24 protein-coding genes and 1 pseudogene are annotated in these 25,872 nt (G+C 74.7%); 18 read left to right on the top strand and 7 right to left on the bottom strand.

Annotated elements, in window-relative coordinates:
* Positions 1-6: 6 nt before the first annotated feature.
* Complete coding sequence (locus H0H10_RS01220; protein WP_188178897.1) at positions 7-795, bottom strand: hypothetical protein; 789 nt, start codon at positions 793-795, stop codon at positions 7-9.
* 206 nt (positions 796-1,001) lie between these two features.
* On the opposite strand from H0H10_RS01220, the gene H0H10_RS01215 reads away from it, so the two are divergent.
* A complete protein-coding gene (locus tag H0H10_RS01215; protein ID WP_309141701.1) occupies positions 1,002-1,256 on the top strand; it encodes a zinc ribbon domain-containing protein in 255 nt (84 codons plus the stop codon).
* Positions 1,257-1,391: 135 nt separating this feature from the next.
* Here H0H10_RS01215 and H0H10_RS01210 read toward each other — a convergent pair whose 3' ends face one another.
* Positions 1,392-3,101: a PucR family transcriptional regulator gene (locus H0H10_RS01210; protein WP_188178896.1), complete on the bottom strand. Its 1,710-nt coding sequence runs from the start codon at positions 3,099-3,101 to the stop codon at positions 1,392-1,394.
* A 368-nt stretch (positions 3,102-3,469) separates the two neighbouring features.
* On the opposite strand from H0H10_RS01210, the gene H0H10_RS01205 reads away from it, so the two are divergent.
* From H0H10_RS01205 to H0H10_RS01185, 5 genes are all read left to right on the top strand, one after another.
* Positions 3,470-4,360, top strand: a complete 891-nt coding sequence (locus tag H0H10_RS01205; protein ID WP_188178895.1) for an FAD binding domain-containing protein — start codon at positions 3,470-3,472, stop codon at positions 4,358-4,360.
* Positions 4,360-4,935 carry a (2Fe-2S)-binding protein gene (locus tag H0H10_RS01200; RefSeq protein WP_188178894.1) on the top strand — a complete coding sequence of 192 codons (576 nt, stop codon included), beginning with the start codon at positions 4,360-4,362 and terminating at the stop codon, positions 4,933-4,935. Before H0H10_RS01205 ends, H0H10_RS01200 begins: the two co-directional genes overlap by 1 nt.
* 2 nt (positions 4,936-4,937) lie before the next feature.
* Positions 4,938-7,322, top strand: coding sequence for a xanthine dehydrogenase family protein molybdopterin-binding subunit (locus H0H10_RS01195; RefSeq protein ID WP_188178893.1), 2,385 nt, complete (start codon positions 4,938-4,940; stop codon positions 7,320-7,322).
* Positions 7,323-7,536: 214 nt separating this feature from the next.
* Positions 7,537-9,003 (top strand): NCS2 family permease, encoded by a 1,467-nt coding sequence (locus H0H10_RS01190; RefSeq protein WP_188178892.1) that lies wholly within the window; start codon positions 7,537-7,539, stop codon positions 9,001-9,003.
* Positions 9,004-9,053: 50 nt separating this feature from the next.
* Positions 9,054-10,205 (top strand): XdhC family protein, encoded by a 1,152-nt coding sequence (locus H0H10_RS01185; protein ID WP_188178891.1) that lies wholly within the window; start codon positions 9,054-9,056, stop codon positions 10,203-10,205.
* A gap of 28 nt (positions 10,206-10,233) precedes the next feature.
* Here H0H10_RS01185 and H0H10_RS01180 read toward each other — a convergent pair whose 3' ends face one another.
* Genes H0H10_RS01180 through H0H10_RS01170 form a run of 3 tightly spaced genes read right to left on the bottom strand, consistent with a single transcriptional unit; the run spans position 10,234 to position 12,268 of the window.
* Positions 10,234-10,935: a bleomycin resistance protein gene (locus H0H10_RS01180; protein WP_188178890.1), complete on the bottom strand. Its 702-nt coding sequence runs from the start codon at positions 10,933-10,935 to the stop codon at positions 10,234-10,236.
* Between the two features lie 46 nt (positions 10,936-10,981).
* On the bottom strand, positions 10,982-11,422 hold the full coding sequence (locus H0H10_RS01175) for an SRPBCC family protein (RefSeq protein WP_188178889.1): 441 nt from the start codon (positions 11,420-11,422) through the stop codon (positions 10,982-10,984).
* A 60-nt stretch (positions 11,423-11,482) separates the two neighbouring features.
* Positions 11,483-12,268 carry a polysaccharide deacetylase family protein gene (locus H0H10_RS01170; RefSeq protein WP_188178888.1) on the bottom strand — a complete coding sequence of 262 codons (786 nt, stop codon included), beginning with the start codon at positions 12,266-12,268 and terminating at the stop codon, positions 11,483-11,485.
* Between the two features lie 130 nt (positions 12,269-12,398).
* Here H0H10_RS01170 and H0H10_RS01165 point away from each other — a divergent pair, with 130 nt between their 5' ends.
* From H0H10_RS01165 to H0H10_RS01110, 12 genes and pseudogenes are all read left to right on the top strand, one after another.
* Positions 12,399-13,376, top strand: coding sequence for an NAD-dependent epimerase/dehydratase family protein (locus H0H10_RS01165; protein WP_309141700.1), 978 nt, complete (start codon positions 12,399-12,401; stop codon positions 13,374-13,376).
* A gap of 167 nt (positions 13,377-13,543) precedes the next feature.
* Positions 13,544-15,184: a carbamoyltransferase family protein gene (locus tag H0H10_RS01160; RefSeq protein ID WP_188178887.1), complete on the top strand. Its 1,641-nt coding sequence runs from the start codon at positions 13,544-13,546 to the stop codon at positions 15,182-15,184.
* Positions 15,181-16,200 (top strand): glycosyltransferase, encoded by a 1,020-nt coding sequence (locus tag H0H10_RS01155; protein ID WP_188178886.1) that lies wholly within the window; start codon positions 15,181-15,183, stop codon positions 16,198-16,200. The genes H0H10_RS01160 and H0H10_RS01155 overlap by 4 nt, the downstream gene beginning before the upstream one ends.
* Positions 16,197-16,730, top strand: a pseudogene (locus H0H10_RS01150) (D-glycero-alpha-D-manno-heptose-1,7-bisphosphate 7-phosphatase); the annotation flags it as partial. The gene H0H10_RS01155 and the pseudogene H0H10_RS01150, both read left to right, overlap by 4 nt.
* Before the next feature lie 575 nt (positions 16,731-17,305).
* Positions 17,306-18,295, top strand: coding sequence for a glycosyltransferase family 9 protein (locus H0H10_RS01145; protein WP_188178885.1), 990 nt, complete (start codon positions 17,306-17,308; stop codon positions 18,293-18,295).
* Positions 18,292-19,242 (top strand): glycosyltransferase, encoded by a 951-nt coding sequence (locus H0H10_RS01140; RefSeq protein ID WP_188178884.1) that lies wholly within the window; start codon positions 18,292-18,294, stop codon positions 19,240-19,242. Before H0H10_RS01145 ends, H0H10_RS01140 begins: the two co-directional genes overlap by 4 nt.
* Positions 19,239-20,456, top strand: a complete 1,218-nt coding sequence (locus H0H10_RS01135; RefSeq protein ID WP_188178883.1) for a glycosyltransferase — start codon at positions 19,239-19,241, stop codon at positions 20,454-20,456. Before H0H10_RS01140 ends, H0H10_RS01135 begins: the two co-directional genes overlap by 4 nt.
* Complete coding sequence (locus H0H10_RS01130; RefSeq protein WP_188178882.1) at positions 20,456-21,055, top strand: D-sedoheptulose-7-phosphate isomerase; 600 nt, start codon at positions 20,456-20,458, stop codon at positions 21,053-21,055. Before H0H10_RS01135 ends, H0H10_RS01130 begins: the two co-directional genes overlap by 1 nt.
* Before the next feature lie 8 nt (positions 21,056-21,063).
* Positions 21,064-22,440: a D-glycero-beta-D-manno-heptose 1-phosphate adenylyltransferase gene (gene rfaE2 / locus H0H10_RS01125; RefSeq protein ID WP_188178881.1), complete on the top strand. Its 1,377-nt coding sequence runs from the start codon at positions 21,064-21,066 to the stop codon at positions 22,438-22,440.
* Positions 22,437-23,522, top strand: coding sequence for a glycosyltransferase family 9 protein (locus tag H0H10_RS01120; RefSeq protein WP_223179212.1), 1,086 nt, complete (start codon positions 22,437-22,439; stop codon positions 23,520-23,522). Before rfaE2 ends, H0H10_RS01120 begins: the two co-directional genes overlap by 4 nt.
* Positions 23,519-24,445 carry a glycosyltransferase family 2 protein gene (locus H0H10_RS01115; protein ID WP_188178880.1) on the top strand — a complete coding sequence of 309 codons (927 nt, stop codon included), beginning with the start codon at positions 23,519-23,521 and terminating at the stop codon, positions 24,443-24,445. The genes H0H10_RS01120 and H0H10_RS01115 overlap by 4 nt, the downstream gene beginning before the upstream one ends.
* Positions 24,442-25,338, top strand: a complete 897-nt coding sequence (locus tag H0H10_RS01110; protein WP_188178879.1) for a glycosyltransferase family 2 protein — start codon at positions 24,442-24,444, stop codon at positions 25,336-25,338. Before H0H10_RS01115 ends, H0H10_RS01110 begins: the two co-directional genes overlap by 4 nt.
* Before the next feature lie 58 nt (positions 25,339-25,396).
* Here H0H10_RS01110 and H0H10_RS01105 read toward each other — a convergent pair whose 3' ends face one another.
* Both H0H10_RS01105 and H0H10_RS01100 read right to left on the bottom strand, forming a co-directional pair.
* Positions 25,397-25,597 carry a hypothetical protein gene (locus H0H10_RS01105; RefSeq protein ID WP_223179211.1) on the bottom strand — a complete coding sequence of 67 codons (201 nt, stop codon included), beginning with the start codon at positions 25,595-25,597 and terminating at the stop codon, positions 25,397-25,399.
* Between the two features lie 92 nt (positions 25,598-25,689).
* Positions 25,690-25,872 (bottom strand): hypothetical protein (locus H0H10_RS01100; protein ID WP_223179210.1); only part of this gene is annotated, 183 nt, incomplete at its 5' end.

Below are 25,872 nucleotides of genomic sequence, written 5' to 3'. Positions count from 1 at the left end.
AGGCCATCAGGCCGTCGCCGCGCCCGCGGCCGGCGGGGCGAGCTGCCGCGCCAGCCACGTCGGCACCCCGCCGAGCAGCCGGAACAGCCGGCGCGCCTCCTCCCGCAGCCGCGACGCCTCCGGCTCGGCCTCCGCGTCGGCGAGCGACGCCAGCGCGGGGGCCGTACCGACCAGGTAGCCCAGCTCCTCGCGGATGCGCAGGGACTCGGCGAAGCCGTGCCGCGCCTCGGCCAGCTCGCCGTCCCGCAGGGCGAGCCCGGCCAGGTGCCGCCAGGTGAACGACAGCAGCAGCGGGTCGCCGTGCGCGGTCGCCCCGGCATGGGCCCGCCGGTACGCCGCCCGGGCGGCCTGCGGCGACCTCGTCACGTTCTCCGCCAGCAGCCCCCGCCGGAAGTCCAGCAGCGCCCGCCCCGGCGCCCCCGGAGCGATCAGCGCCGCCGCCCGGCCCAGTGCCGCCCGCGCCTCGTCGGCCCGGTCGCGCACCCCGTGCAGCGTGGCCGCGTAGGCGAGCTGACCGCGTTCACAGGCCGCGGCCCCGCGTTCGTCGTCGCCGTGGGCCAGCGCCTCGGCGGTGCGCAGCGCGTCCTCGGCCTCCTCCCAGCCCTGCTCGGTGTACAGACACCGCTCCACCAGCAGCGCGGCCCGCTGGAGCGCGGTGGCCGCGGTGACCGGCTGCAGCAGGGCCGCGGCGTCGGCCCAGCAGGCGCGCGAACGCAGCCGCCATACCGCGGTCTGGAGCGGATCGTCACCTTCGGTCGTTCCCCAACCAGAACCAGCCATGGCGGAATGCGCCACGTCGCCCTCCCAAGCACGCCATCGAGCTGTCGAGTGGTGGCGGCATCTCAGCACGGATCGCCCGGCCCGGCCAAGAGGGATGGGTGAAAAATTTCACAAGGGTCGGATGCGGACGCCCGGGGTCCAAGCCTGGACGGCGGTGTCGGGCATGGGAACGTTTGTCCTGTTGATCGCTGACGCTGGTGATCATCGGGTGAGCTGCGGTCGTGCGTGCGGCAGTCGCCTTCGCCTACAAAGCCAGGCGTGCCGGAGTGCCGTTCCTCGAGGTGGACGCACACCGCACGTCGCAGCGCTGCCCGCGCTGCGGGCACACCGAGCGGGCCAACCGGCCCGACCGGGACCGTTTCCGCTGTCGTCGGTGCGGGCTCGCGGGCCCCGCCGATGTCGTCGCCGGGGTCAACGTGCGCGACCGCGCACGCTCGGCGTGGGTGCTTGTCACCGCACCCGCACCCTCCCCCTGAACCCCAGGGAGAGGGTGGATGCGACCCGTGACCGTCCTGTCGTAGGGGGCAGTCGGGAGCGCGACGAGGTGCGAGTAGCCGATCGCATGATCGGCCGTTCGCGGCCGCGGTGGTGACAAAGTCGTGGGACCGGTTTCAGCTCATGCGCAGGGCCAGGAAGAAATCCAGCTTGTCCTCCAGGCGTGAGAGGTCACGGCCCGTCAACTGCTCGATCCTTCCCACCCGGTAGCGCAGTGTGTTGACATGCAGGTGGAGCCGGGTCGCGCAGCGTGTCCAGGAGCCGTCGCAGTCGAGGAACGCCTCCAGGGTCGGGATCAGCTCGGCGCGGTGGCGGCGGTCGTAGTCGCGCAGCGGGTCCAGCAGGCGGGCGGTGAAGGCGCGGCGGACGTCGTCGGGGACGAAGGGCAGCAGCAGCACGTGCGAGGCCAGCTCCTGGTGGCCGGCCGCGCAGACCCGGCCCGGACGGGCGGCGGCCACGCGCCGGGCGTGCCGGGCCTCCTCCAGCGCGCCGCGCAGCCCCTCCGCCGAGTGCACGGCGGCGCTGACGCCGAGCGTGACCCGTCCGTCGCCGTCCAGGCCGGCCGTCAGCGGGTCCCGTACGGACTCCAGCAGCGCGTCGGCGAGGATCCCGGCCTCGGAGCCGTCGTGCTCGCTGGAGACCGCCGGGAGCGGCACGAGCGCGATGGCCTCGCCGCCGGCGTGCGCGACGGCGATGCGGTCGGAGTGCTCCGGGCCCGTGGAGAGCGGGTCGACGAGGATCTCCTCCAGCAGTGCCTGGGCGACCGGGCCGGTCCGGTCCCCGTCGTCCGCGCCGTCCTCCCACTCGACGCGGGCCACGACGACCTGCCAGTGCGGGGCCGCGCCGAGGCCGGGCAGCAGCACCGGCGCCGCCACCCGCAGCCGGGCCGCGATCTCGGCCGGGGCCGCGCCCGTCTGCACCAGCTCCAGCACCTCCTGGGCGAGCCGGCGCCGCACCGTGCGCGCCGCGTCCCGCCGGTCCCGCTCGACGGCGATCAGCTGGGTGACGCCGTACAGCAGGTCGAGCCGTTCCTCGGCCCAGTCGCCGGCGTCCGCCTCCACGGCCAGCAGCCAGTCGGACAGCACCGTCTCGCGCACGTCCCGCGCGGGCTGCGGCGTCCGTCCGTTCCCGGCCGCCGCCGGGCGGTGCCCCGTGCTGCGCACCGGGAAGAGGCTGTAGGTCGTCCCGCCCAGGGCCACCCGGTGCGGGGCGCGCCGGCCCGCGCGGGTGGCGGCGAGATGCTCCCCGGCGAGCTTCGCGCAGACGTCGGCGGGCAGTGCCGAACCGGCGGCCTTCGGGCCCGCTATCGGGCGGCCGGTGGGGGAGAGCACCCAGGCCCGCAGGTCCAGGTCGGAGCCGAGCAGGTCCAGGACCACGTCGGGGCCGCCGCCCGCCGGTCCCGAGGTCATCATCCGGCGGTGCCGGTCCACGACGGCCGCGAGGTCCCCGGCGCGCTCGCCGGAGACCTGCCGGACGACGTGCTCGGTGATGGTCGCGAACGCCACCGACTCGTTCACGGCGAACAGCGGCAGCCGGTGCCGCGCGCACGCCACCACCAGGTCCTCCGGCACATCGCCCAGCTCGGCCTCGCCGGCGGCGAGGGCGGCCACGCCGGCCTGCACCAGGATCCGTACGAACGGTTCGGAGTCGGCGGCGTCCCGGCGCCAGGCCAGGCCCGTCAGCACCAGTTCCCCGCCCGACAGATAGCGGCTGGGATCCCGGAGGTCGGTGGTCATGACGCCCCGGACGGCGCGGTCCAGCTCGTCCTCGCCGCCGAGCAGCTTGAGGCCCAGCGCGTCGGTGTCCAGCAGTGCGCGCAGCCGCATTCTCGTTGCCGCCGTTCTTTGTCTCGAAATGTTCTCTTGGTCGTGATGGGCTCTGGGAAGGAGCCCGTTTCGGCGGGCCGGCGAGCCGTGCTCGCCCGCTTCCGAGCTGTGTTCCAGGTCACGCGGCCGTGTCGCGCGTTTCCAGAGGAAAACGAGGAGGTTACTGATGGCCTCCGTTCATACGAATCTACAAGATGCCCGGCCTGGCCAGCCAACTCCTTCATGGTTTCTGCGACTGACCCCGGCGGAGCACAGGGCGGTGTACTGAGCCCACTCCACGTGAACAGCACATGAACGAGCCGGGCCCGCCGCACACGGATTGGCTCAATCTGCACCCCGAGACCTAGAGACGAAGAAGAGAGCCGGTCATGGACTTCCTTCGCCCCGCCAGCTGGGAGGAGGCGCTCGCCGCCAAGGCCGAGCACCCCACCGCCGTGCCGATTGCGGGTGGCACCGACGTGATGGTCGAGATCAACTTCGACCACCGCCGGCCCGACTACCTCATGGACCTGAACCGCATCGGCGACCTCTCCGAGTGGGAGGCCGGCGAGGACACCGTACGGCTCGGCGCCTCCGTGCCCTACACGAAGATCATGGAGAACCTGCGCACCGAGCTGCCGGGTCTCGCCCTCGCCTCGCACACGGTCGCCTCCCCGCAGATCCGTAACCGCGGCGGCGTGGGCGGGAACCTCGGCACCGCCTCCCCGGCGGGCGACGCCCACCCGGCGCTGCTCGCCGCGGGTGCCGAGGTCGAGGTCGAGTCGGTGCGCGGAGCGCGCCGCATCCCGATCGACGAGTTCTACACCGGCGTGAAGCGCAACGCCCTGGCGCCCGACGAGCTGATCCGCGCCGTCCACATCAAGAAGGCCGACGGCCCGCAGCAGTTCTCCAAGGTCGGCACCCGCAACGCCATGGTCATCGCCGTGTGCGCGTTCGGCCTGGCCCTGCACCCCGAGACCCGTACGGTCCGCACCGGCATCGGCTCGGCGGCGCCCACGCCGGTCCGGGCGAAGGCCGCCGAGGAGTTCCTGAACGCGGCTCTGGAAGAGGGCGGTTTCTGGGACAACGGAAAGATCATCACCCCGTCGGTCGCCAAGCAGTTCGCGGACCTGTGCTCCGCCGCCTGCAACCCGATCGACGACGTCCGGGGCACCGCGAGCTACCGCCGCCACGCGGTCGGCGTCCTGGCCCGCCGGACGCTCACCTGGACCTGGGAGTCGTACCGCGGCACCCGCCGCGCCTCGGAGGGAGCTGCGTAATGCGTGTCAACTTCACCGTCAACGGACGTCCGCAGGAGGCCGACGACGTGTGGGAGGGCGAGTCCCTCCTCTACGTCCTGCGCGAGCGCCTCGGCCTGCCCGGCTCCAAGAACGCCTGCGAACAGGGCGAGTGCGGCTCCTGCACGGTCCGCCTGGACGGCGTGCCGGTGTGTTCCTGCCTGGTCGCGGCCGGACAGGCGCAGGGCCGCGACATCGTGACCGTCGAGGGCCTGGCGGACTTCGCCAAGCAGCGCTCGTGCGGGACCGGAGCCTGCGGCGGGACGTCGCTCGACGAGGCCAAGCGGTGGCAGGCCGAGGGCACCGACTCGCAGACCGGCGAGGGCACCGAACTCGCCCCGATCCAGCAGGCGTTCATCGACGCGGGCGCCGTCCAGTGCGGCTTCTGCACGCCCGGTCTGCTGGTCGCGGCCGACGAGATGCTGGAGCGCAACCCGAACCCGACCGACGCGGACATCCGCGAGGCGCTGTCGGGCAACCTGTGCCGCTGCACGGGCTACGAGAAGATCATGGACGCGGTCCGCCTCGCGGCCGCCCGGCAGTCCGAGGGGGTCTGAGCATGGCTGCCAACGGTGCTCCCACCACAATCACCCAGGGTTCACAGACCAAGGGCGGCATCGGCGAGTCCACGCTCCGCCCGGACGGCACCCTGAAGGTCACCGGCGAGTTCGCGTACTCGTCCGACATGTGGCACGAGGACATGCTGTGGGGCCAGATCCTGCGCTCCACCGTCGCGCATGCCGAGATCGTCTCCATCGACACCAGCGAGGCGCTCGCCATGGCCGGCGTCTACGCCGTCATGACGTACGACGACCTGCCCACCGAGGTGAGGCACTACGGCCTGGAGCTCCAGGACACCCCGGTCCTCGCGCACGGCAAGGTCCGTCACCACGGCGAGCCGGTCGCCCTCGTGGCCGCCGACCACCCGGAGACCGCACGCCGCGCCGCCGCCAAGATCAAGGTCGAGTACCGGGAGCTGCCCGTCATCACCGACGAGGCGAGCGCACTGGCGCCGGACGCGATCCTGGTCCACGAGGGCCGTAAGGACGAGTACGCGGAGATCGTCCCGCACCAGAACATCGTGCACCGCCAGCCGATCGTCCGCGGCGACGTGGCGGAGGCCCGCAAGAGGGCCGACGTGATCGTCGAGGGCGAGTACTACTTCGGCATGCAGGACCAGGCCTTCCTCGGCCCCGAGTCCGGCCTCGCCGTGCCGGAGGAGGACGGCGGCGTCCACCTCTACATCGCCACCCAGTGGCTGCACAAGGACCTCGAACAGATGGCCCCCGTCCTCGGCCTGCCCAAGGACAAGGTGCGCATGACGCTCTCCGGCGTCGGCGGTGCCTTCGGCGGCCGCGAGGACATCTCGATGCAGATCCACGCCTGCCTGCTGGCGCTGCGCACCGGCAAGCCGGTCAAGATCGTCTACAACCGCTTCGAGTCCTTCTTCGGGCACGTCCACCGCCACCCGGCCAAGCTCCACTACGAGCACGGCGCCACCAAGGACGGCAAGCTCACGCACATGAAGTGCCGGATCGTCCTGGACGGCGGCGCCTACGCGTCCGCCTCCCCGGCGGTCGTCGGCAACGCCTCCTCCCTGTCGGTCGGTCCGTACGTGATCGACGACGTGGACATCGAGGCCATCGCCCTCTACAGCAACAACCCGCCCTGCGGCGCCATGCGCGGCTTCGGCGCGGTCCAGGCGTGCTTCGCCTACGAGGCGCAGATGGACAAGCTGGCCAAGAAGCTGGGCATGGACCCGGTGGAGTTCCGGCAGCTCAACGCCATGGAGCAGGGCACGATCATGCCGACCGGGCAGCCGGTCGACTCCCCGGCCCCGGTCGCCGAACTGCTGCGCCGCGTCAAGGCGATGCCGATGCCGCCGGAGCGCCAGTGGGAGTCCAGCGAGGGCGCCGACGTACGGCAGCTGCCCGGCGGCCTGTCCAACACCACGCACGGCGAGGGCGTCGTACGGGGTGTGGGCTACGCGGTCGGCATCAAGAACGTCGGCTTCTCCGAGGGCTTCGACGACTACTCCACCGCCAAGGTCCGCATGGAGGTCGTGGGCGGGGAGCCCGTCGCGACCGTGCACACCGCCATGGCGGAGGTCGGCCAGGGCGGCGTCACCGTCCACGCGCAGATCGCCCGCACCGAGCTGGGCGTCACCCAGGTCACCATCCACCCGGCCGACACCCAGGTGGGCTCGGCCGGCTCGACCTCGGCCTCCCGGCAGACGTACGTCACCGGCGGCGCCGTGAAGAACGCCTGCGAGCTGGTCCGCGAGAAGGTCCTGGAGATCGGGCGCCGCAAGTTCGGCTCCTACCACCCGGCCTGGGCGACGGCCGAACTCCTGCTGGAGGGCGGCAAGGTCGTCACCGACGGCGGCGAGGTCCTGGCCGACCTCGTCGACGTCCTGGAGGGCGAGAGCGTCGAGGTCGAGGAGGAGTGGCGGCACCGGCCCACCGAGGCCTTCGACCTGCGCACCGGCCAGGGCAACGGCCACGTCCAGTACTCCTTCGCCGCGCACCGCGCCGTCGTGGAGGTCGACACCGAGCTGGGCCTGGTCAAGGTGATCGAGCTGGCCTGCGCCCAGGACGTCGGCAAGGCGCTCAACCCGCTCTCCGTCATCGGCCAGATCCAGGGCGGCACCATCCAGGGCATGGGCATCGCGGTGATGGAGGAGATCGTCGTCGATCCCGAGACCGCGAAGGTCAGGAACCCGTCCTTCACGGACTACCTGCTCCCGACCATCCTCGACACGCCGACCATCCCGGTCGACGTGCTCGAACTCGCCGACGAGCACGCCCCGTACGGGCTGCGCGGTATCGGCGAGGCGCCGACCCTGTCGTCCACGCCGGCGGTCCTCGCGGCCATCCGGAACGCGACCGGGCTGGCGCTCGACCGGACGCCGGTACGCCCGGAGCACCTGACCGGCACGGCGTAACACCCCCCGCCGCTGCGGGCAGTCGTGCCGCAGGGCGGCACGGGTGGGCGCAGCGGCACCCCGGCGCCGGGCGACAGCCCCTCCACGGCAACCCCGGCGCCGGTCCCACCCCGAGTGCAGTACCGGGCCGTCCCCCGGGTCGTGCACATCCCAAAACCCGCGCGATCGCCCCAGGCGACCGCGGGTGCCCCTATGAACCTTGGGAGACGGCACCATGACCCAGCAGTCAGTGGAGCCCACGACCGCCGCCGAGGACGCGGGTGCGGGTTCCCGCATCCCGGCCGGCCGGTCGTGGCTCGACCGCTACTTTCACATATCCCACCGGGGATCCACGGTCGCGCGTGAAGTGCGCGGCGGCGTCACCACCTTCATGGCGATGGCGTACATCCTGCTGCTCAACCCCGTCATTCTGTCCGGCAAGGACGTCGCCGGGGACACCCTGGGCCAAAAGGCCCTGATCACGGCGACCGCGTTCGGCGCGGCCTTCACCACGCTCCTCATGGGCTTCGTCGGCAAGGTGCCGCTCGCCCTCGCCGCCGGCCTGTCCGTCTCCGGTGTCCTCGCCTCCCAGGTCGTGCCCGTCATGACGTGGCCCCAGGCCATGGGCATGTGCGTGGCCTACGGTGTCGTGATCATGCTGCTGGTCGTCACCGGCCTGCGTGAGATGATCATGAACGCGATCCCGCTGCCGCTCAAGCACGGCATCACCATGGGCATCGGCCTGTTCATCGCCTTCATCGGCCTGGTCAAGGCCGGTTTCGTCGGCCGCAACCCGGCGCCCGGCGGCGGTCCCGTCATCCTCGGCCCCGGCGGCGAGCTGGCCGGCTGGCCGGTGCTCCTCTTCGCCGCCACGCTGCTGCTGATCTTCGCCCTCCAGGCCCGCAACATCCCCGGCGCCATCCTCATCGGCATCATCGGCGGCACCCTCGTCGCCGCGGTCCTGAACGCCGCCGGCGTCATCGACGCCAAGCAGTGGGTGAACGGCGCCCCCGAACTGCACGGCAGCCCCGTGTCGATGCCCGACTTCTCCCTCTTCGGCGACGTGTCCTTCGGCGGCTGGGGCGACGTCGGCGTCATGACCGTCTCGGTGATCGTCTTCACCCTGGTCCTCGCCGGCTTCTTCGACGCGATGGCCACCATCATCGGCGTCGGCACCGAGGCCAACCTCGCCGACGACAAGGGCCGTATGCCGGGCCTGTCCAAGGCCCTGTTCATCGACGGTGCCGGCGGTGTGGTCGGCGGTGTCTCGGGCGGCTCCGGCCAGACCGTCTTCGTCGAGTCCGCGACCGGCGTCGGCGAGGGTGCCCGCACGGGCTTCTCCTCCGTCGTCACCGGCCTGTTCTTCGCGGCCTGTCTCTTCTTCACCCCGATCACCGCGATCGTCCCGCAGGAGGTCGCCTCCGCGGCCCTCGTCGTGATCGGCGCGATGATGATGATGAACGCCCGGCACGTCGACTGGGCCGACCGTGCCACCGCGGTCCCGGTCTTCCTGACCGTGGTGATCATGCCGTTCACGTACTCCATCACGCCCGGGGTCGCGGCCGGCGTCATCTCCTACGTCGTCATCAAGGTCGCCCAGGGCAAGGCCCGGGAGATCGGCGCCTTCATGTGGGCCCTCACGGCGGTCTTCCTCGTCTACTTCGCCCTCAACCCGATCGAGAGCTGGCTGGGCGTGCACTAGCCGCTCCCACGGGAACCCTTCACACATCCCCCGTCAAAGGAGACCGACAGATGCTGGACATCGCCGAAGAGCTGCACCGGTGGGTCGAGCAGGGACGCGACTTCGCCGTGGCCACCGTGGTGGCCGTCGGCGGCAGCGCGCCCCGTCAGCCCGGCGCCGCCCTCGCGGTGGACGCCGGCGGCACGGCGATCGGCTCGGTCTCCGGTGGCTGTGTGGAGGGGGCCGTGTACGAGCTGTGCCGGCAGGCGCTGGAGGACGGCGAAACGGTCCTGGAGCGCTTCGGCTACAGCGACGAGGACGCCTTCGCCGTCGGCCTGACCTGCGGCGGCGTCATCGACATCCTCGTCACCCCGGTGCGGGCGGCCGATCCCGTCCGTCCGGTGGCCGCCGCCGCGCTCGCCGCCGCCGCCGGAGGGGAGGCGGCGGCGGTGGCGCGGATCGTGCGCGGCCCGGCGGACCTCATGGGCCGCGCGCTCATGGTCCGCCCGGACGGCCGTCACGACGGCGGCTTCGGCGCCCACCCCGAACTGGACCGCACCGTGGCCGCCGAGGCGGGCGCCTTCCTGGACGCCGGCCGCACCGGCACCCTGGAGATCGGGGAGCAGGGCTCGCGCTGCGGGGCGCCGCTCACGCTGCTGATCGAGTCCTCGGTCCCGGCCCCCCGCATGATCGTCTTCGGCGCCATCGACTTCGCCTCGGCACTGGTCCGCGTCGGCAAGTTCCTCGGCTACCACGTGACGGTGTGCGACGCCCGCCCCGTCTTCGCGACGCCGGCCCGCTTCCCGGAGGCGGACGAGATCGTCGTCGAGTGGCCGCACGAGTACCTGGAGCGCACCGGCGTCGACGCCCGCACGGTGCTGTGCGTCCTGACCCACGACGCCAAGTTCGACGTCCCGCTGCTCAAGCTCGCCCTGCGCCTGCCGGTGGCGTACGTCGGCGCGATGGGCTCCCGCCGGACCCACCTCGACCGCAACGAACGCCTGCGCGAGGTCGGCGTCACGGAACTCGAACTGGCCAGGCTCCGCTCCCCGATCGGCCTGGACCTCGGCGCCCGCACGCCCGAGGAGACGGCCCTGTCGATCGCCGCCGAGATCGTCGCGGCCCGCCGCGGCGGCACCGGTGTCTCCCTGACCGGCGCCCACACCCCGATCCACCACGACACCGAGCCGTCACCGGCGGGGCGGATCGGGTCGGTGGCGTAGCGGAGGTCTCGGCAGCCGGTCCACCGTGTCAGCCCCGTAGCTCCTCAAGGCGTGCCAAGTCGTCCCGTACGGTGGCCCGTTCGGGCTCCGTGAGGGGGATCCCGGCGGCCCGGTCCAGGGCGGCCGCCGCGGTCTCCTCGTCGCCGAGGCGGCCGGCGACGTCGGCGCGCAGGGCGAGCAGGCGCAGTAGCTGGACCGGCGTCGGCCGTTCGTCCGTCGGGCCGAGCACCCGGTCGAGGACCTTCGCGGCCGCCTGCGGGTCGTCCCTGGAGTCGGCGAGGAGCGAGGCGTGGTGCAGGGCGCGGGCGAAGGTCTCCTCCGGGGCGGGGCGGTGGCGCTGGTCGTCGTCGACGGGCTGCCCGACGCGGACGCAGTTGCCGCCCGGGTCGGTCATGAGGAACTGCCGCGTCCCGAACGACGTGTCGCGCAGCGCCCCGATGCGGGGCAGCCCCCGCGTCGGCACCCGGCCGTAGGCCGACTTCAGTCCGGCCCGGAAGGTCTCGTACAGCCCGTCGACGTCGTCGGTGCGGACGAGGCACGTGCTGAACGAATCGGCGGGCTCGTAGCGCTTCGTGGCGAAGAAGTGCAGCTCGATGCCGCCGTGCCGGACGACGGCGTACGGGTTGGGACTGCGCTGGTGGAAGGTCACCTCGAAGCCGAGGGCCGTGTAGAAGCCGAGGACGGGCTCCAGGTTCCGGCAGGGCAGGATCGGAACGGTTGTCTCTCCCATCCCTCCACCCTAGTCAACTTTGACTAGAGTGGAGGGGTGTCGTGCGTCACGGCTGTCTCAGCAGCCGGTTCACCGTCCGTCCGAAGACGTACCGCCCCGAGCGCGCGAGGAGGCCGTCGAAGAGGCCCGGGAGCGGGCGGACCCGCAGTTCCTCGCGCCACAGCACCCGGGTCCGGCCGCCGGGGCCCGGCCGGACCTCGATCTCGGCCCAGCCCCGGACCAGCCGGCCCCGCTTGTCCAGCCGGCACAGGCCCGGTGAGCCCTCGCCCGGGGGCTGCCAGACGGTGACCTCCATCCGGTCGTCGAAGGCGAGCGGGCCGATGCCCGTGCGGGCCACGACCACCGTGCCCGGGCGGGTGGGCGGGGGCGTGACGACGGTGACCCGGGTGAGGGGTACGGCGTCGCCGTGGCGGTGCCACGCGGTGAGCCGCCGCCAGGCCTCGTCCAGGGGGAGGGGAGCGGTGCGTTCCAGGAAGAAGGTGACCACGCGAGCGATCGTAGGGAACCGGGGCGGCCGGCCGCCGCGCCCGGCCCCGGCCGTCACTCCTCAGCGGTAGACCTTCCCCGGCTCGGCCTTCCCGGGCGCCAGCAGCTGCGGCACCGTCACGAAGACGTAGCCCCGCTTCTTGAGTGCGTCGATGATGCCGGGCACGGCGGGCACCGTGCCGTCGTAGATGTCGTGGAGCAGGATGATGCCGTCCCGGGAGGACTGGTCGAGGACGCGCCGGGTGATCAGGTCGGAGTCGGTCGTCTTGTAGTCCTTGGCGGTCACGCTCCACAGCACCTCCGCGAGGCCCAGCTCGCGGCAGATCTCGTGCACCGTGTCGTCCGTGCGGCCCTGCGGCGGGCGCATCAGTGTGGGGCGCCGCCCGGTCAGGCGCTCTATCTCCTCGTTCGGGCGCCGGAGTTCCTCGCGTATCTCGTCCGGCTCGATCTCCGTGAGGATCCGGTGCGTCCAGGTGTGGCTGGCCACCTCGTGGCCCTCGTCGGCCATGCGTCCGACGAGCTGCGGATACGTGTCGATGTGCCGCTTGCCGAGCAGGAAGAAGGTCGCGGGGACCCGCTTCTCCTTCAGGATGTCGAGCAGCCGGGCGGAGTTCTCGCTCGGGCCGGCGTCGAACGTGAGCGCTATGCACTTGGCCCGGCGGCAGTCGACCGTCCCGAACGCGGCGCGCGCCTTGGCGTCCGCCGCGGCGCGGGCGGAGCTGGGTGCGGTCGTCTCCAGTCGGGTGCAGCCGCTCAGTGCCAGGGTCACCGCGGCCGCCGCGGCGAACACCGCGGCCCCGCGCAACCCGGTCCCCGTTTTCTTCATCTTCCTGGTCAGAGAAGGCATGCGAGGACTATACACAGCGAGTATATACGCGGTGTATAGCGACCGGTCGAATGCCAGTTCGGGGTAGTGGAAGCGGCCACCGGGTTACTCGCGCCGACACGCAAGTGAAGGCGAGAGTGAGGAGAGCCCCGTGAGCGACAGCACCGTGCGCGGCCGGCCCTGGCGCCGGGCCCTGGTGACCGGCGGAGCGGGATTCGTGGGATCCCATCTGTGCGGCCGGCTGCTCGACGCCGGCACCGACGTCGTGTGCCTCGACAACCTCGCCACCGGCTCCCGGGGCAACGTGGCCGACCTGGAGCGGCGGCGCGGATTCCGCTTCGTCCGGGCGGACGCCACCGACCCCGCCGCGCTGCGCGGGCTGCCCGGCCGGTTCGACCTCGTCCTGCACTTCGCCTGCCCGGCCTCGCCCGCCGACTACCTCCGGCTGCCGCTGGAGACGCTCGACGTCGGCAGCACCGGCACCCGCAACGCCCTGGAGCGGGCCCTCGCCGACGGCGCCCGCTTCCTGCTCGCCTCGACCTCCGAGGTGTACGGCGACCCGCTGGAGCACCCGCAGCGCGAGACGTACTGGGGCAACGTCAACCCGATCGGCCCGCGCAGCGTCTACGACGAGTCCAAGCGCTTCGCCGAGGCCCTGGTCACCGCCCACCGCCAGGTGCACGGCACCGACGCCGCCATCGTCCGTATCTTCAACACCTACGGCCCCCGCATGCGCACCGGCGACGGCCGCGCCGTGCCCACCTTCATCGCGCAGGCCCTGGACGGCATGCCCCTCACCGTCGCGGGCGACGGCGGCCAGACCCGCTCCCTGTGCTACGTCGACGACACCGTGGAGGGCGTCCTCGCGCTGGCCGCGTCCGGCGAGACCGGCCCGATGAACATCGGCGGCGCCGACGAGATCACCGTGCTGGAGCTGGCCCGCCGCATCATCGAGCTCACCGGCTCAGGCTCCCGCATCCGCTTCGTCGAACGCCCCGTCGACGACCCCGGCCGGCGCAAGCCGGACACCACCCTGGCCCGGGAGCGGCTCGGCTGGCGGCCCAGGATCGGCTGGAGCGAGGGGCTGGAGCGGACCATCGGCTGGTTCGCGCACTCCGTCGCCGCGTGAGGCACCGGACCGGAGGGGGCCGTGAGGCACGGGAGCGGATGGCTACGGACGGTGACATATCCGTTCATTTCTGGAAGTGAGCTGCCTCCAAGTGTTTGAGACAGCCGCACCGCGGCACCCGCGAAGCCGAGAGAGACCCCTGAGTCGCCCGGGACGGAGCACGCCTCATGCGCATCCTTGGTATCAACGCCCTGTTCCACGACCCGGCCGCCGCACTCGTCGTCGACGGCCGGACCGTTGCGGCCGCCGAGGAAGAGCGCTTCAGCCGCCGCAAGCACGGCAAGCGCCCCGTGCCGTTCTCGGCCTGGGAGGTGCCGGAGCTGTCGGCCCGGTGGTGCCTGGAACACGCGGGGATACGCCCGGAGGACCTGGACGCAGTCGCCTACTCCTTCGACCCCCATCTCGCCCGCCCCGCCCGCGACATGGGCCTCGACGACCCCTGGGACCCGCTGCGGCTGGAGTACGCCCGCCGCGCACCCGAGTTCCTGGCCGAGGCGCTGCCCGGACTCGACCCCGACCAGGTCGTCTTCGTCCCGCACCACGTGGCGCACGCCGCCTCCGCCGGCCCCGCCTCCCCGTACCCCGACAGCGACGTCCTCGTCCTCGACGGACGCGGCGAGTCCGCCTCCCACCTGGCCGGCCGCTACCGCGACGGCAAGCTCGACACCCTCGCCGTCCAGGCCCTGCCGCACTCGCTCGGCCTGGTCTACGAGGAGCTGACCGAGCACCTGGGCTTCCTGCGCAGCAGCGACGAGTACAAGGTGATGGCCCTCGCCTCCTACGGCACCCCCCGCCACCTCGACCGGCTGCGCGAGCACGTCCACGCCACCGGCGACGGCGGCTTCCGCGCCCACGGCGTCGACTGGGCCGCCCTGGCCCCGGCCCGCGCCAAGGGCGAGCAGTGGACGCAGGCCCACGCCGACCTGGCCGCGAGCACCCAGGCCGTCCTGGAGGAACTGCTCCTCGACCTCGTGCACTGGCTGCACCGCGAGGCCGGGGGAGAGGCCCTGACCATGGCGGGCGGCGTCGCGCTGAACTGCGTCGCCAACGCGAAGATCGCCGCGCGGGGCCCGTACCGGCACGTGTGGGTGCAGCCCGCCGCCGGTGACGCCGGGACCGCCCTCGGCGGCGCCCTGCACCTGGCCGCCGCCCAGGAGGGCACCGCCCCCGAGCCCATGCCCGGCGCCGACCTCGGCCGCGGCTGGAGCGACGAGGAGATCCGCGCCTGGCTGGAGACGGCCGCGATCCCGTACGAGGAACCGGACGACATCGCCGAGACGGTCGCCGAGGAACTGGCCCGGGACGGGATCGTCGCCTGGTTCCAGGGCCGCAGCGAGTTCGGGCCGCGCGCCCTCGGACACCGCTCCCTGCTGGCCCACCCGGGACGGGCGGAGAACCTGGAACGGCTCAACCACGTCAAGGGCCGCGAGGAGTTCCGGCCCGTCGCGCCGATGGTCCTCGCCGAACGCGCCGCCGACATCTTCGACGGGCCGCTGCCCAGCCCGTACATGCTCTTCGTGCACGACGTCGCCCCCGCCTGGCGCGACCGCGTCCCGGCCGTCGTGCACGTCGACGGCACCGCCCGCATCCAGACCGTCGAGGAGCGCCGCGAACCGCTCGTCGCCCGGATGCTCACCGCCTTCGAACGGCGCACCGGCCTGCCGGTCGTGGTCAACACCAGCCTGAACACGGCCGGGCGGCCCATGGTCGACGACCCGCGCGACGCGCTGGAGTGCTTCGGCTCCGCGCCCGTGGACCTGCTGGCGATCGGCCCGTTCGCGGTGCGCAGGGGGAGGGCGTTCGCATGACCGGAGCCCCCAGGACCGGCTATGCCGTCGTGATCCCCACCCTCGCCCGCGACACGCTGGCCGACTGCCTGGCCGCGCTGGCCGCCGCGACCGGCCCCGGGCCCGACGAGATCATCCTGGTCGACGACCGGCCCGATCCCGAGGCCGGCCCCGGCGCGCTGGAGCATCCGCTGAGCGTCCTCGGCGACCTGCGCGAGCGGACCGTCGTGCTGCGCAGCGGGGGCCGCGGGCCCGCCGCCGCGCGCAACACCGGTATCCGCGCGGTCACCTCGCCGTGGACCGCCTTCCTCGACGACGACGTCCAGGTCGGCCCGCACTGGCGCGACCAGCTGGTGCAGGACCTCGCCGAGGCCGCCCCCGACACCGCCGCCGTCCAGGGCGTGATCGCCGTGCCGCTGCCCGGCGAACGCCGCCCCACCGACTGGGAACGCGGCACCGCCGGGCTCGCGCGGGCCCGCTGGATCACCGCCGACATGGCCTACCGCACCGACGCGCTCAAGCAGGTCGGCGGCTTCGACGAACGCTTCACGCGCGCCTTCCGGGAGGACGCCGACCTGGCGCTGCGCGTGCTCGACGCGGGCTGGCGCATCCGGCAGGGCCGGCGCACCACCCGCCACCCCGTACGCCCCGCCTCCCGCTGGGTGTCGCTGAAACAGCAGCGGGGCAACGCCGACGACGCGCTCATGCGCCGCCTGCACGGCCCGGACTGGTGGCACAAGGCGGTCGCCCCCCGGGGCCGCATCCGCCGCCACGTCGCCGTCACCGCCGCGGGCGCCGCCGCCGTCGCCCTCGCCGCGGCCGGCCGCCCCCGGGCCGCCGCGCTCGCCGGGCTCGGCTGGGCCACGGGCACCGCCGAGTTCGCATGGGCCCGCATCGCGCCCGGGCCGCGCACCCGGTACGAGGTGACGACCATGCTGGTCACCAGCGTCCTCATCCCGCCGGCCGCCACCTGGCACCGGCTGCGCGGCATGTGGCGGCACCGGCGCGCCCCCGCGTGGCGGGAGGTGGTCGCATGAGCCCCGTCAAGGCCGTGCTCTTCGACCGCGACGGCACCCTCGTCCACGACGTCCCCTACAACGGCGACCCCGAGCGGGTACGGCCCGTCGAGGGGGCCCGCGAGGCACTCGCCCTGCTGCGCGAGCGCGGCATTCGCACCGGCGTCGTCACCAACCAGTCCGGCATCGCGCGCGGACTGCTCACCGCCGCCGACGTCCGCCGCGTCAACCGGCGCGTCGACGACCTGCTCGGCGCCTTCGACGTGTGGGCGGTCTGCCCGCACGGCCCCGACGACGGCTGCCACTGCCGCAAACCGCAGCCCGGCCTGGTGCTGTGGGCCGCCGGACGGATCTGCGCCGCCCCCGCCGACTGCGTCGTCATCGGCGACATCGGCGCCGACATGGAGGCCGCGAGGCGGGCGGGCGCCCACGGCATCCTCGTCCCGAACCCGCAGACCCGCCCCGAGGAGACCGCCGCGGCCGACCACGTGGCCCCCGACCTGCCGACCGCCGTACGCACGGTGCTCCAGGGACTGCCCGAGGACACCCCACCACCCACCGGTCACCCCGTCGAGCCAACCCGCACCCCGGACACGGGGGATGTCACGGACGACCCCGGGTCCGACCGCGGCCGGCCTGCCACCGGTGGTGCCGCCGACGGCCGGGCCACGGACCGGTGCGCGCCGGGCCCCGGGCCGGGCGGCGGCGGGCCTGCCGCCGGTGGCAATCGGGCGGATGTGGCCGGGTGGCCGGCGGCGTGGGTCTCCGGTGCCGCCCCTGGCGGAGGGAGTGAGCTTGGTGCCGGCCGGGGCGGGCCCGTTGCCGGTGGTGGGGCGCTTGGGCGCGGTGCCTCGGACGCGTGGGACTCCGCCGCCGGCGGCGGCAGTGGTCGGCGCGGGCCCGCCGGGTGGGAGGGGCGGGCTGCCGGCGACGGTGGTCGAAGCGGCTCTGCGGCCGGTTCCGACGGTCGTTCGGCCGGCGGTGGTGGTCGGGGTGGCTCGGCCGGTTCTGCCGGTGGTGGTGGGCGGCGTGGCTCCCTGTCCGGCTGGGGTGGGTGTGCCGCCGGTGGGGGTGGTGCCGCGCCGGTCGTGGGTCCGGGTGTCGGGGGCAGCCGCGGGAGGCCGCGATGAAAGCCCTAGTCACGCGTCTGGACAGCTTCGGCGACGTCCTCCTCGCCGGTCCCGCCGTCCGGGCCGTCGCCGCCCGCGCCGACCACGTCACCCTGCTGTGCGGACCGCGCGGCGCCCCCGCCGCCCGGCTGCTGCCCGGCGTCGACGACATCCTCGTGTGGGACGCGCCGTGGGGCGGTTTCCAGCCCCCCGGCGTCGACCGCGCGGACATCGACCGCCTCGTCGACCGCATCGACGCCGACGCCGCCCTGATCCTCACCTCCTTCCACCAGTCCCCGCTGCCCACTGCCCTGGTACTGCGGCTGGCCGGCGTCCCGTACATCGCCGCGGACAGCGTGGACTACCCCGGCTCCCTGCTCGACCTGCGCCACCGGCGCGCCCCGCACGCCCACGAGACGGAGGCCGCGCTCGACCTCGCCGAGGCCGCGGGTTTCCCCCGGCCCGACGACGGGCGGCTGCGCGTCCTGCCCCCGCCCGGCACCACCGCCCTCACCGGCCCCGGGCCCTACGTCGTGCTCCACCCCGGCGCCAGCGTCCCCGCCCGCGCCTGGAGCCCCGAGCGCAGCGCCGAAGCGGTGCGCGAACTGGCCGCCGCGGGGCACCGGGTGCTGGTCACCGGCGGCCCCGGCGAACGCGACCTGACCGCCTACGTCGCGGGCGACCACGGCACCGACCTCGGTGGCCGCACCGAGGCACCGCAACTCGCCGGCGTCCTCGCCGGCGCCGGAGCCGTCGTCACCGGCAACACCGCCCCCGCCCACCTCGCCGCCGCCGTCGGCACCCCGGTCGTGTCCCTGTTCGCCCCGGTCGTGCCCGCCGAGCGCTGGCGGCCGTACGGCGTCCCCTACGTGCTGCTCGGCGACCAGGAAGCGCCCTGCGCCGGCAGCCGGGCCCGGGACTGTCCCGTCCCCGGCCACCCCTGTCTGAACACCGTGACCGCCACCGACGTCGTCACGGCCGTCGAGAAACTCCTGGGGGAGGCATGAGGATCCTCATCTGGCACGTGCACGGGTCGTGGACCACGGCCTTCGTGCAGGGCCCGCACACCTACCTCGTCCCCGTCACCCCCGACCGCGGACCCGACGGCCTCGGCCGCGCCCGCACCTGGGACTGGCCGGACTCCGTCGTCGAGGTGCCGCCGGAGCGGCTGCGGGACGAGCACGTCGACCTCGTGGTGCTGCAACGCCCGCACGAACTCGCCCTGGTCGACCGGTGGCTGGGCCGCCGCCCGCCCCTGGTGTACCTGGAGCACAACGCCCCCGACGGCGACGTCCCCCACACCCGCCACCCGGCCGCCGGCATCCCGGGCGTCACCCTCGTCCACGTCACCCACTTCAACCGGCTGATGTGGGACAACGGCTCCGCCCCCACCACCGTCGTCGAGCACGGCATCGTCGACCCCGGCCACCGCTGGACCGGCGAGCTCGACCGGGCCGCCGTCGTCGTCAACGACCCCGTCCGGCGCGGCCGTACGACCGGCACCGACCTGCTGCCCGAGTTCGCCCGGGCCGCCCCGCTCGACGTGTTCGGCATGCGCACCGGGGGACTCGCCGCCCACCTCGGCGTCGCGCCCGACCGCTGCCGCACCCGGGACGTCGTCCAGAGCGAGCTGCACGCACAGCTGGCCCGGCGGCGCGTGTACGTCCACCCCGTCCGCTGGACCTCCCTCGGCCTGTCCCTGCTGGAGGCCATGCACCTGGGCATGCCCGTGGTCGCGCTCGCCACCACCGAGGTGACCGAGGCCGTACCCCCGGGCGCCGGTGTGGTCTCCAACCGCATCGACGTCCTGACCGACGCCGTACGGGACTTCATGGCCGATCCGCTGCACGCGCGCACGGTCGGCGACGGCGCCCGTGCGGCGGCCCTGTCCCGTTACGGGCTGTCCCGCTTCCTGGACGACTGGGAGCGGCTGCTGAAGGAGGTGACCCGATGAGGATCGCCATGGTGTCCGAGCACGCGAGCCCTCTCGCCGCGCTCGGCGGCGTCGACGCCGGTGGACAGAACGTCTACGTGGCCCGACTCACCGAGGAGCTGGCCAGGCGCGGCCACGCCGTCACGGTCTACACCCGCCGCGACTCGCTCGACCTGCCCGACCGGGTACCGCTGCCGGGCGGCGGGGTCGTCGAGCACGTGCCGGCCGGACCCGCGGAGATCATCCCCAAGGACGAGCTGTTCCCGCACATGCCGGCCTTCGGCGCCCATCTGGCGCGCGCCTGGGGCCGCGACCGGCCCGACGTCGTGCACGCCCACTTCTGGATGTCCGGCCTGGCCTCCCGGATCGGCGTGCAGCCGCACGGCATCCCCCTGGTGCAGACCTTCCACGCCCTGGGCACCGTCAAGCGGCGCCACCAGGGCATGCGGGACACCAGCCCGTACGAGCGCGTCGCCATCGAACGGCAGATCGGCCGCGACTGTGAACGGGTCCTGGCCACCTGCACGGACGAGGTCGTCGAACTGGGCGACATGGGCGTCCCTCCCCGGCAGGTCTCCGTGGTGCCCTGCGGCGTCGACGCCCGGCACTTCAACCCCGAGGCCGACACCCGCCGCACCCCCGCGCGACGCCAACGGCACCGGCTCATCGCCTGCGGACGGCTGGTCCCCCGCAAGGGCTACGACCAGGCCGTCCACGCCCTGGCCAAGATCCCCGACACCGAACTGCTCATCGTGGGCGGCCCCCCGGCCGACGGCCTGGACGCCGACCCCGAGGCCCGGCGCCTGACCGCGCTCGCCGGGCGCCTCGGCGTCGCCGACCGGGTCCGGCTGCTCGGCGCGGCCGACCCGCACTACATGCCCGGCCTGCTGCGCAGCGCGGACCTGGTGCTGTGCACCCCGGTCTACGAGCCGTTCGGCATCGTGCCCCTGGAGGCGATGGCGTGCGGCGTGCCCGTCCTCGCCACCGACGTCGGCGGCCACCGCGACTCCGTGGCCGACGGCACCACGGGCCGGCTCGTGCCGCCGCAGGACCCCGAGGCCATCGCGGAGGCCGCCCGCGAACTGCTCGCCGACGAGCGGCTGCGCCGCCAGTACGGCCACAACGGCCGTGAACGGGTCCTCAAGCACTACACCTGGCGGCGCGTCGCCGACGGCGCGGAGCAGGTCTACCGGCTGACGCTCGCCGACCACGCGCTGGCGCAGGAGGTGGCGTGATGACCGTGCACCCGCCCGTCGTCGGGCACTGCGACGAACTCCTCAGCGCGCTGGGCGCCTTCCGCGCCTCCGCGCACATCACCCAGCACTGGGGCGACCGGCTCGCCGCCGTCCTGACCGGCGGCGGCCGGCTGCTGGCCGCGGGCAACGGCGGCAGCGCCGCCCAGGCCCAGCACCTGACCGCCGAACTCGTCGGCCGCTACCGGGACGACCGGCCGCCGTTCTCCGCGATCGCCCTGCACGCCGACACCTCCAGCACCACCGCGATCGCCAACGACTACGGCGTCGACGAGGTGTTCGCCCGCCAGGTCCGCGCGCACGGCCGCCCCGGCGACGTGCTGATGCTGCTGTCCACCAGCGGCGCCAGCGCCAACCTGCTCTCCGCCGCCGACGCGGGCCGCGCGGCCGGGATGCGGGTGTGGGCGCTGACCGGTCCGGCCCCCAACCCCCTCATGGCGGGCAGCGACGAGTCCCTGTGCGTCGACGCGCCCACCACGGCCACCGTCCAGGAGATCCACCTGGTCGCGGTGCACATGGTGTGCGCGGCCTTCGACGCCGCGCTGGAACAGGGCGGACGGGGGGAGGGGACGCGGAGGTGACGCGACGCATGGCTGACAGGACCCCGCTGGTGGTGGTCGGCGACGCCCTGCTGGACCGCGATCTGACCGGCTCCGCCGACCGGCTCGCACCGGACGCGCCCGTGCCGGTCGTCACGGTCGTGCCGGAGTGCGCCGAACGCGTACGGCCCGGCGGTGCCGCGCTCGCCGCCTACCTCGCGGCCCGCGACGGCCGCGAGGTCACGCTGATCGCGGGCGCCGGCGACGACCCGGCCAGTCACGCCCTGCGCGAACTGCTCGAACCCTGGCTGACGCTCGTGCCGCTCCCGCTGACCGGAGCGCTGCCCGAGAAGACCCGCGTCCTGGCGCAGGACCGCCCGGTCCTCCGCCTCGACCGCGGCGGCGGCCGGGCCCGCGAGGCCACCGACGAGGCCCGTGCCGCACTGCGCTCCGCCCGCGCCGTCCTCGTCTCCGACTACGGCCGCGGCGCCGCCGACGCCCTGCGGGACGTCCTCGCCGCCCGCCCGCCGCTGGTCTGGGACCCGCACCCGCGCGGCGGCCCGCCGGTGCCGGGCACCCGGCTCGTGACGCCCGCCGAGAAGGAGGCGCACGGCTTCGCCCCGCAGGACGGCCGGCCCGGCGGCGGCCTGCGCGCCGCCGCGCACAGCGCCGCCACCCTCGTACGCGACTGGCGGGCCGCCGCCGTCGCGGTCACCCTCGGCTCCCGCGGCGCCCTGCTGTCCTACGGCGAACACCCGCTGCTCGTCCCGGCGCCCGCCTCCCACCACGGCGACTCCTGCGGCGCCGGGGACCGGTTCGCCGCCACCGCCGCCGGGCTGCTCGCCGACGGGGCGCTGGTGGGGGAGGCCATCGAGGGCGCCGTCGGCGCCGCGACCGCGTTCGTCGCCGCGGGCGGAGCGGGCGCCCTGCCGCGCGCCGACTCCCGCCCGGCGGCGCCCTCGCCCGACACCGACGACCCGCACGCCCTCGCCGCCCGGGTCCGCGCCCAGCACGGCACCGTCGTCGCCGCGGGCGGCTGCTTCGACCTGCTGCACGCCGGACACGTCGGCCTCCTCCAGGCCGCGCGGCGGCTCGGCGACTGCCTCGTGGTGTGCGTCAACTCCGACGCCTCGGTACGGCGCCGCAAGGGCGGGGGCCGCCCCGTCAACCCCCTCGCCGACCGGATCCGCGTACTGCGCGCCCTCGCCTGCGTAGACGCCGTCGCCGTCTTCGACGAGGACACGCCCGAACGGCTCCTCGGCGACCTGCGGCCCGACGTGTGGGTCAAGGGCGGCGACTACGCGGGCGCCGACCTTCCGGAGGCCGCGCTGCTCCAGGAGTGGGGCGGCCAGGCCGTCCTGCTGCCGTACCTCGACGGCCGCTCGTCCACGGCCCTGATGGCCCGGGCGGCGGAGGGAGCGCGATGACCCGCGGCCGCGTCCTCGTGCTGCGTGCCCTCGGCCTCGGTGACCTCCTGGCGGGCGTGCCCGCCCTGCGGGCCCTGCGCCGCGCCCACCCGGACCACGAGCTGGTGCTGGCCGCGCCCGCGGAGCTCGCGCCGGTCGCCGCGGCCAGCGGTGCCGTGGACCGGCTGCTGCCCGCCGCCGGACCCGGCCGGAGCGTGCCGCGCAGGCTCCACTGGACGGGCCCGCCCCCCGACGTCGCCGTCGACCTGCACGGCAACGGCCCGCCCAGCCACCGCCTGCTGAGCCGCCTGCGCCCGCGCAGGCTACTGGCGTTCGCCCACCCCGGGACGCCGGAGATCGACGGCCCGCCCTGGTACGCGGAGGAGCACGAGCGCGACCGCTGGTGCCGGCTCCTGAGGGCGTACGGCATCGACGCCGACCCGTCCGACCTGCGGCTGCCGCGCCCCGCCGCACCCTCCCCGGCCCCCGGCGCCGTCGTGCTCCACCCCGGCGCGGGCGCCCCCTCGCGCTGCTGGCCCGTCGAGCGGTACGCGGCCGTCGCCGGGGCGCTGCGCGCCCGCGGCCACCGGGTCGTGGTCACCGGAGGAGCGGGCGAGGACGACCTCGTGGCCCGCCTCGCCGAGCTCGCCGGCCTGCCCGGCACGGACGTGTTCGGCGGCGGCCTGCCCTACGACCGGCTCTCCGCCCTCGTCGCCGGCGCCCGTGCCGTCGTCAGCGGCGACACCGGCATCGCCCACCTCGCCGTCGCCCACGCGGCGCCCTCCGTCACCCTCTTCGGCCCCGTGCCCCCCAGCCGCTGGGGCCCGCCCGCACACCCCCGCCACCGTGCCCTGTGGCACCCGGGCCCGGACGGCGACCCGCACGGCCACGAGACCGACCCCGCGCTGCTGCGCATCGGCACCGACGACGTCCTGGACGCGCTCGGCGCACTCGACGCACTCGACGCCCCGGACGCACTCGGCACCCCCGGCCCGCTCACCCCCGGCCGCCCGCCCACCCGCGACCCGCTCACCCCCGTACGCGAGGCATCCGCCCTTCCCTGCGACCTGATCCGCCGGACAGGCCCTAGCGAGGCACCATGAACCACGGCACCACCCACGGTCCGTCGACCACCCGTGAACGAGCCCACGCCGCCCCCGCGAGGACCGCCCCCGTCGGCGTCGTCATCGCCACCCGCAACCGCGCCGCGAGCCTCGCCGTCACCCTGCGGCACCTGCTCGCGCTCCCCGAACGGCCCGACGTCCTCGTCGCCGACAACGCCTCCACCGACGACACCCGCGCCATGCTCGCCCGCGACTTCCCGAAGGTCCGCGTGCTCTCCCTGCCGTTCAACCGCGGCGCCCTCGCCCGCACCCACGGCGTCCGCGCCCTGCACACCCCGTACGTGGCGTTCAGCGACGACGACTCCTGGTGGGCACCCGGCGCCCTGAGCACCGCCGCACGCCTGTTCGACGAACATCCCCGCCTCGGCCTGATCGCCGCGCGCACCCTCGTCGGCCCCGCCGACGCCCCCGACCCGCTCAACGACGTCCTCGCCGGCTCACCCCTCGGCCCGGCCACCGACCTGCCCGGCACCCAGGTGCTCGGCTTCCTCGGCTGCGCCGCCGTCGTCCGCCGCGAGGCGTACCTCGACGCGGGCGGCTACCACCCCCTGCTGTTCTTCGGCGCCGAGGAGACCCTCCTCGCCTACGACCTGGCCGCCCGCGGCTGGGGCGTCACCCACTGCCCCGAGGTGGTCGCCCACCACCACCCGGACCCCGGCCCGCGGACCGGCCGCCCGGCCGTCGTGCGCCGCAACGAACTCCTCACCGCCTGGCTGCGCCGCTCCCTGCCGCACGCGCTGGCCCGCACCCGCGCCCTCGCCGCCGAGGCCCGCACCGACCCGCACGCCCGCCGCGCCCTGCGCGAGGCCCTCACCCGCCTGCCCGCCGCCCTGCACGCCCGCAGACCCCTGCCGCCGTACCTGGAGAGTGCCGCCCGCCTCCTGGACGGAGCGACCGCATGACCGACACGCGCACGACCGTCGTCGTCATCACCCACAACCGGCGCGCGGAACTCCTGCACACCCTCGACCGCCTCGCCGAACTCCCCGAGAAACCCCAGGTGATCGTCACCGACAACGCCTCCACCGACGGCACGGCCTCCGCCGTCGCCCGCCACCACCCCGGCGTACGGCTGCTGCGCCCCGGCCGCAACCTCGGCGCCGTCGGCCGCAATCTGGCGGTCCGCCAGGTCCGCACCCCCTACGTCGCCTTCTGCGACGACGACTCCTGGTGGGCGCCCGGATCGCTGGCCGGGGCCGCCGACCTGCTCGACCGCCACCCCGCGGTCGGCTCCGTCACCGCCCGCATCGTCGTCGAACCGGACGGCACCGAGGACCCCATCGTCCAGGAGCTGCGCGACTCACCGGTGCCCGGCCCGGAGTGGCTGCCGGGACCGGCGCTCGGATCCTTCCTGGCCGCCGCGACCGTGCTGCGCACCGACGCCTTCCGGGCCGCGGGCGGCTTCCACCCCCGGTTGTGGCTCGGCGGCGAGGAGGAACTGCTCGCGGCGGACCTGGCGGCGAACGGCTGGTGGCTGATCTACGCCGACGAGCTGACGATCCACCACCACCCGTCCGTCGTGCGGGACGCCACGCTCCGGCGGGCACAGGGCATCCGCAACACGCTGTGGTTCACCTGGCTGCGCCGCCCGGCCGGCGTCGCGCTGCGCCGCACCCTGCACCTGGCCCGCACCGTCCCGCGCGACACCGCGTCCCTGCGCGCCTTCGCCGAGGCGACGGCCGCCCTCCCGTGGGTCCTGCGCGAACGCCGGGTGCTGCCCGCGGAGGTCGAGGCCCGCCTGCGTCTGCTGGAACCGGCCCAGCGCCGCTCGACCGCCCGCACCTACACGGGGTGACCGGCCCGCACGGACCGGCCCCGCGCCGAGGGGACGCGGGGCCGACGGGGGAGGCCGGTCAGCCGGAACTCCCCGGGCGCTCGCCCTTGGGTCCCCGGCCGCGTTCGGTCCGCGGACCACGGCTGCGCCATTCGTCACCTTCCTGAAGCTCCTCGTTGGCCGCCCGGTTGGCGTCCTGGTCGGACGTCCCGGACCGCTCGGCCTCCTTGCGGAGCCTGGCCCGCCGGGTGTCGTACTTCTTGCTTCCGGGCTCGGGCACGGTGATCACCTCCTGCCGACCGGGTCCCCGAGGCCCCGAACCGCAAACGCCGGAGCCCCGCCGGCCAGCGGCCGGCGCGCCGTGCCCCTGCGTCACCGGCCACGTCGGGGAACGGGGTGGCCGCCGTCCGGGCCCTGGACGGCGGGTCGCAGCCCCAGGGCCGCGACCAGCTCGTCCGCGCCGTACGGGCCCGCGGAGCCCCGGCGCTCGGTGGCCCAGCGGCCGGCGCGCCGTGCGCCGTGCCCCTGCGTCACCGGCCACGACGGGGAACGGGG

The organism is Streptomyces griseicoloratus (assembly GCF_014534645.1).
Classification (GTDB): Bacteria; Actinomycetota; Actinomycetes; order Streptomycetales; family Streptomycetaceae; genus Streptomyces; species Streptomyces griseicoloratus.
The sequence above is the reverse complement of the archived record's forward strand: the minus strand, read 5'-3'. Positions and strand labels throughout refer to the sequence as shown.

Excerpts from the sequence above, each read along its gene's own strand:
- H0H10_RS01210 (WP_188178896.1), bottom strand. The coding sequence starts at position 3,101 with ATGCGGCTGCGCGCACTGCTGGACACCGACGCGCTGGGCCTCAAGCTG.
- H0H10_RS01205 (WP_188178895.1), top strand. The coding sequence starts at position 3,470 with ATGGACTTCCTTCGCCCCGCCAGCTGGGAGGAGGCGCTCGCCGCCAAG.
- H0H10_RS01200 (WP_188178894.1), top strand. The coding sequence starts at position 4,360 with ATGCGTGTCAACTTCACCGTCAACGGACGTCCGCAGGAGGCCGACGAC.
- H0H10_RS01195 (WP_188178893.1), top strand. The coding sequence starts at position 4,938 with ATGGCTGCCAACGGTGCTCCCACCACAATCACCCAGGGTTCACAGACC.
- H0H10_RS01190 (WP_188178892.1), top strand. The coding sequence starts at position 7,537 with ATGACCCAGCAGTCAGTGGAGCCCACGACCGCCGCCGAGGACGCGGGT.
- H0H10_RS01185 (WP_188178891.1), top strand. The coding sequence starts at position 9,054 with ATGCTGGACATCGCCGAAGAGCTGCACCGGTGGGTCGAGCAGGGACGC.
- H0H10_RS01180 (WP_188178890.1), bottom strand. The coding sequence starts at position 10,935 with ATGGGAGAGACAACCGTTCCGATCCTGCCCTGCCGGAACCTGGAGCCC.
- H0H10_RS01170 (WP_188178888.1), bottom strand. The coding sequence starts at position 12,268 with ATGCCTTCTCTGACCAGGAAGATGAAGAAAACGGGGACCGGGTTGCGC.
- H0H10_RS01160 (WP_188178887.1), top strand. The coding sequence starts at position 13,544 with ATGCGCATCCTTGGTATCAACGCCCTGTTCCACGACCCGGCCGCCGCA.
- H0H10_RS01155 (WP_188178886.1), top strand. The coding sequence starts at position 15,181 with ATGACCGGAGCCCCCAGGACCGGCTATGCCGTCGTGATCCCCACCCTC.
- H0H10_RS01145 (WP_188178885.1), top strand. The coding sequence starts at position 17,306 with ATGAAAGCCCTAGTCACGCGTCTGGACAGCTTCGGCGACGTCCTCCTC.
- H0H10_RS01140 (WP_188178884.1), top strand. The coding sequence starts at position 18,292 with ATGAGGATCCTCATCTGGCACGTGCACGGGTCGTGGACCACGGCCTTC.
- H0H10_RS01135 (WP_188178883.1), top strand. The coding sequence starts at position 19,239 with ATGAGGATCGCCATGGTGTCCGAGCACGCGAGCCCTCTCGCCGCGCTC.
- H0H10_RS01130 (WP_188178882.1), top strand. The coding sequence starts at position 20,456 with ATGACCGTGCACCCGCCCGTCGTCGGGCACTGCGACGAACTCCTCAGC.
- rfaE2 (WP_188178881.1), top strand. The coding sequence starts at position 21,064 with ATGGCTGACAGGACCCCGCTGGTGGTGGTCGGCGACGCCCTGCTGGAC.
- H0H10_RS01120 (WP_223179212.1), top strand. The coding sequence starts at position 22,437 with ATGACCCGCGGCCGCGTCCTCGTGCTGCGTGCCCTCGGCCTCGGTGAC.
- H0H10_RS01115 (WP_188178880.1), top strand. The coding sequence starts at position 23,519 with ATGAACCACGGCACCACCCACGGTCCGTCGACCACCCGTGAACGAGCC.
- H0H10_RS01110 (WP_188178879.1), top strand. The coding sequence starts at position 24,442 with ATGACCGACACGCGCACGACCGTCGTCGTCATCACCCACAACCGGCGC.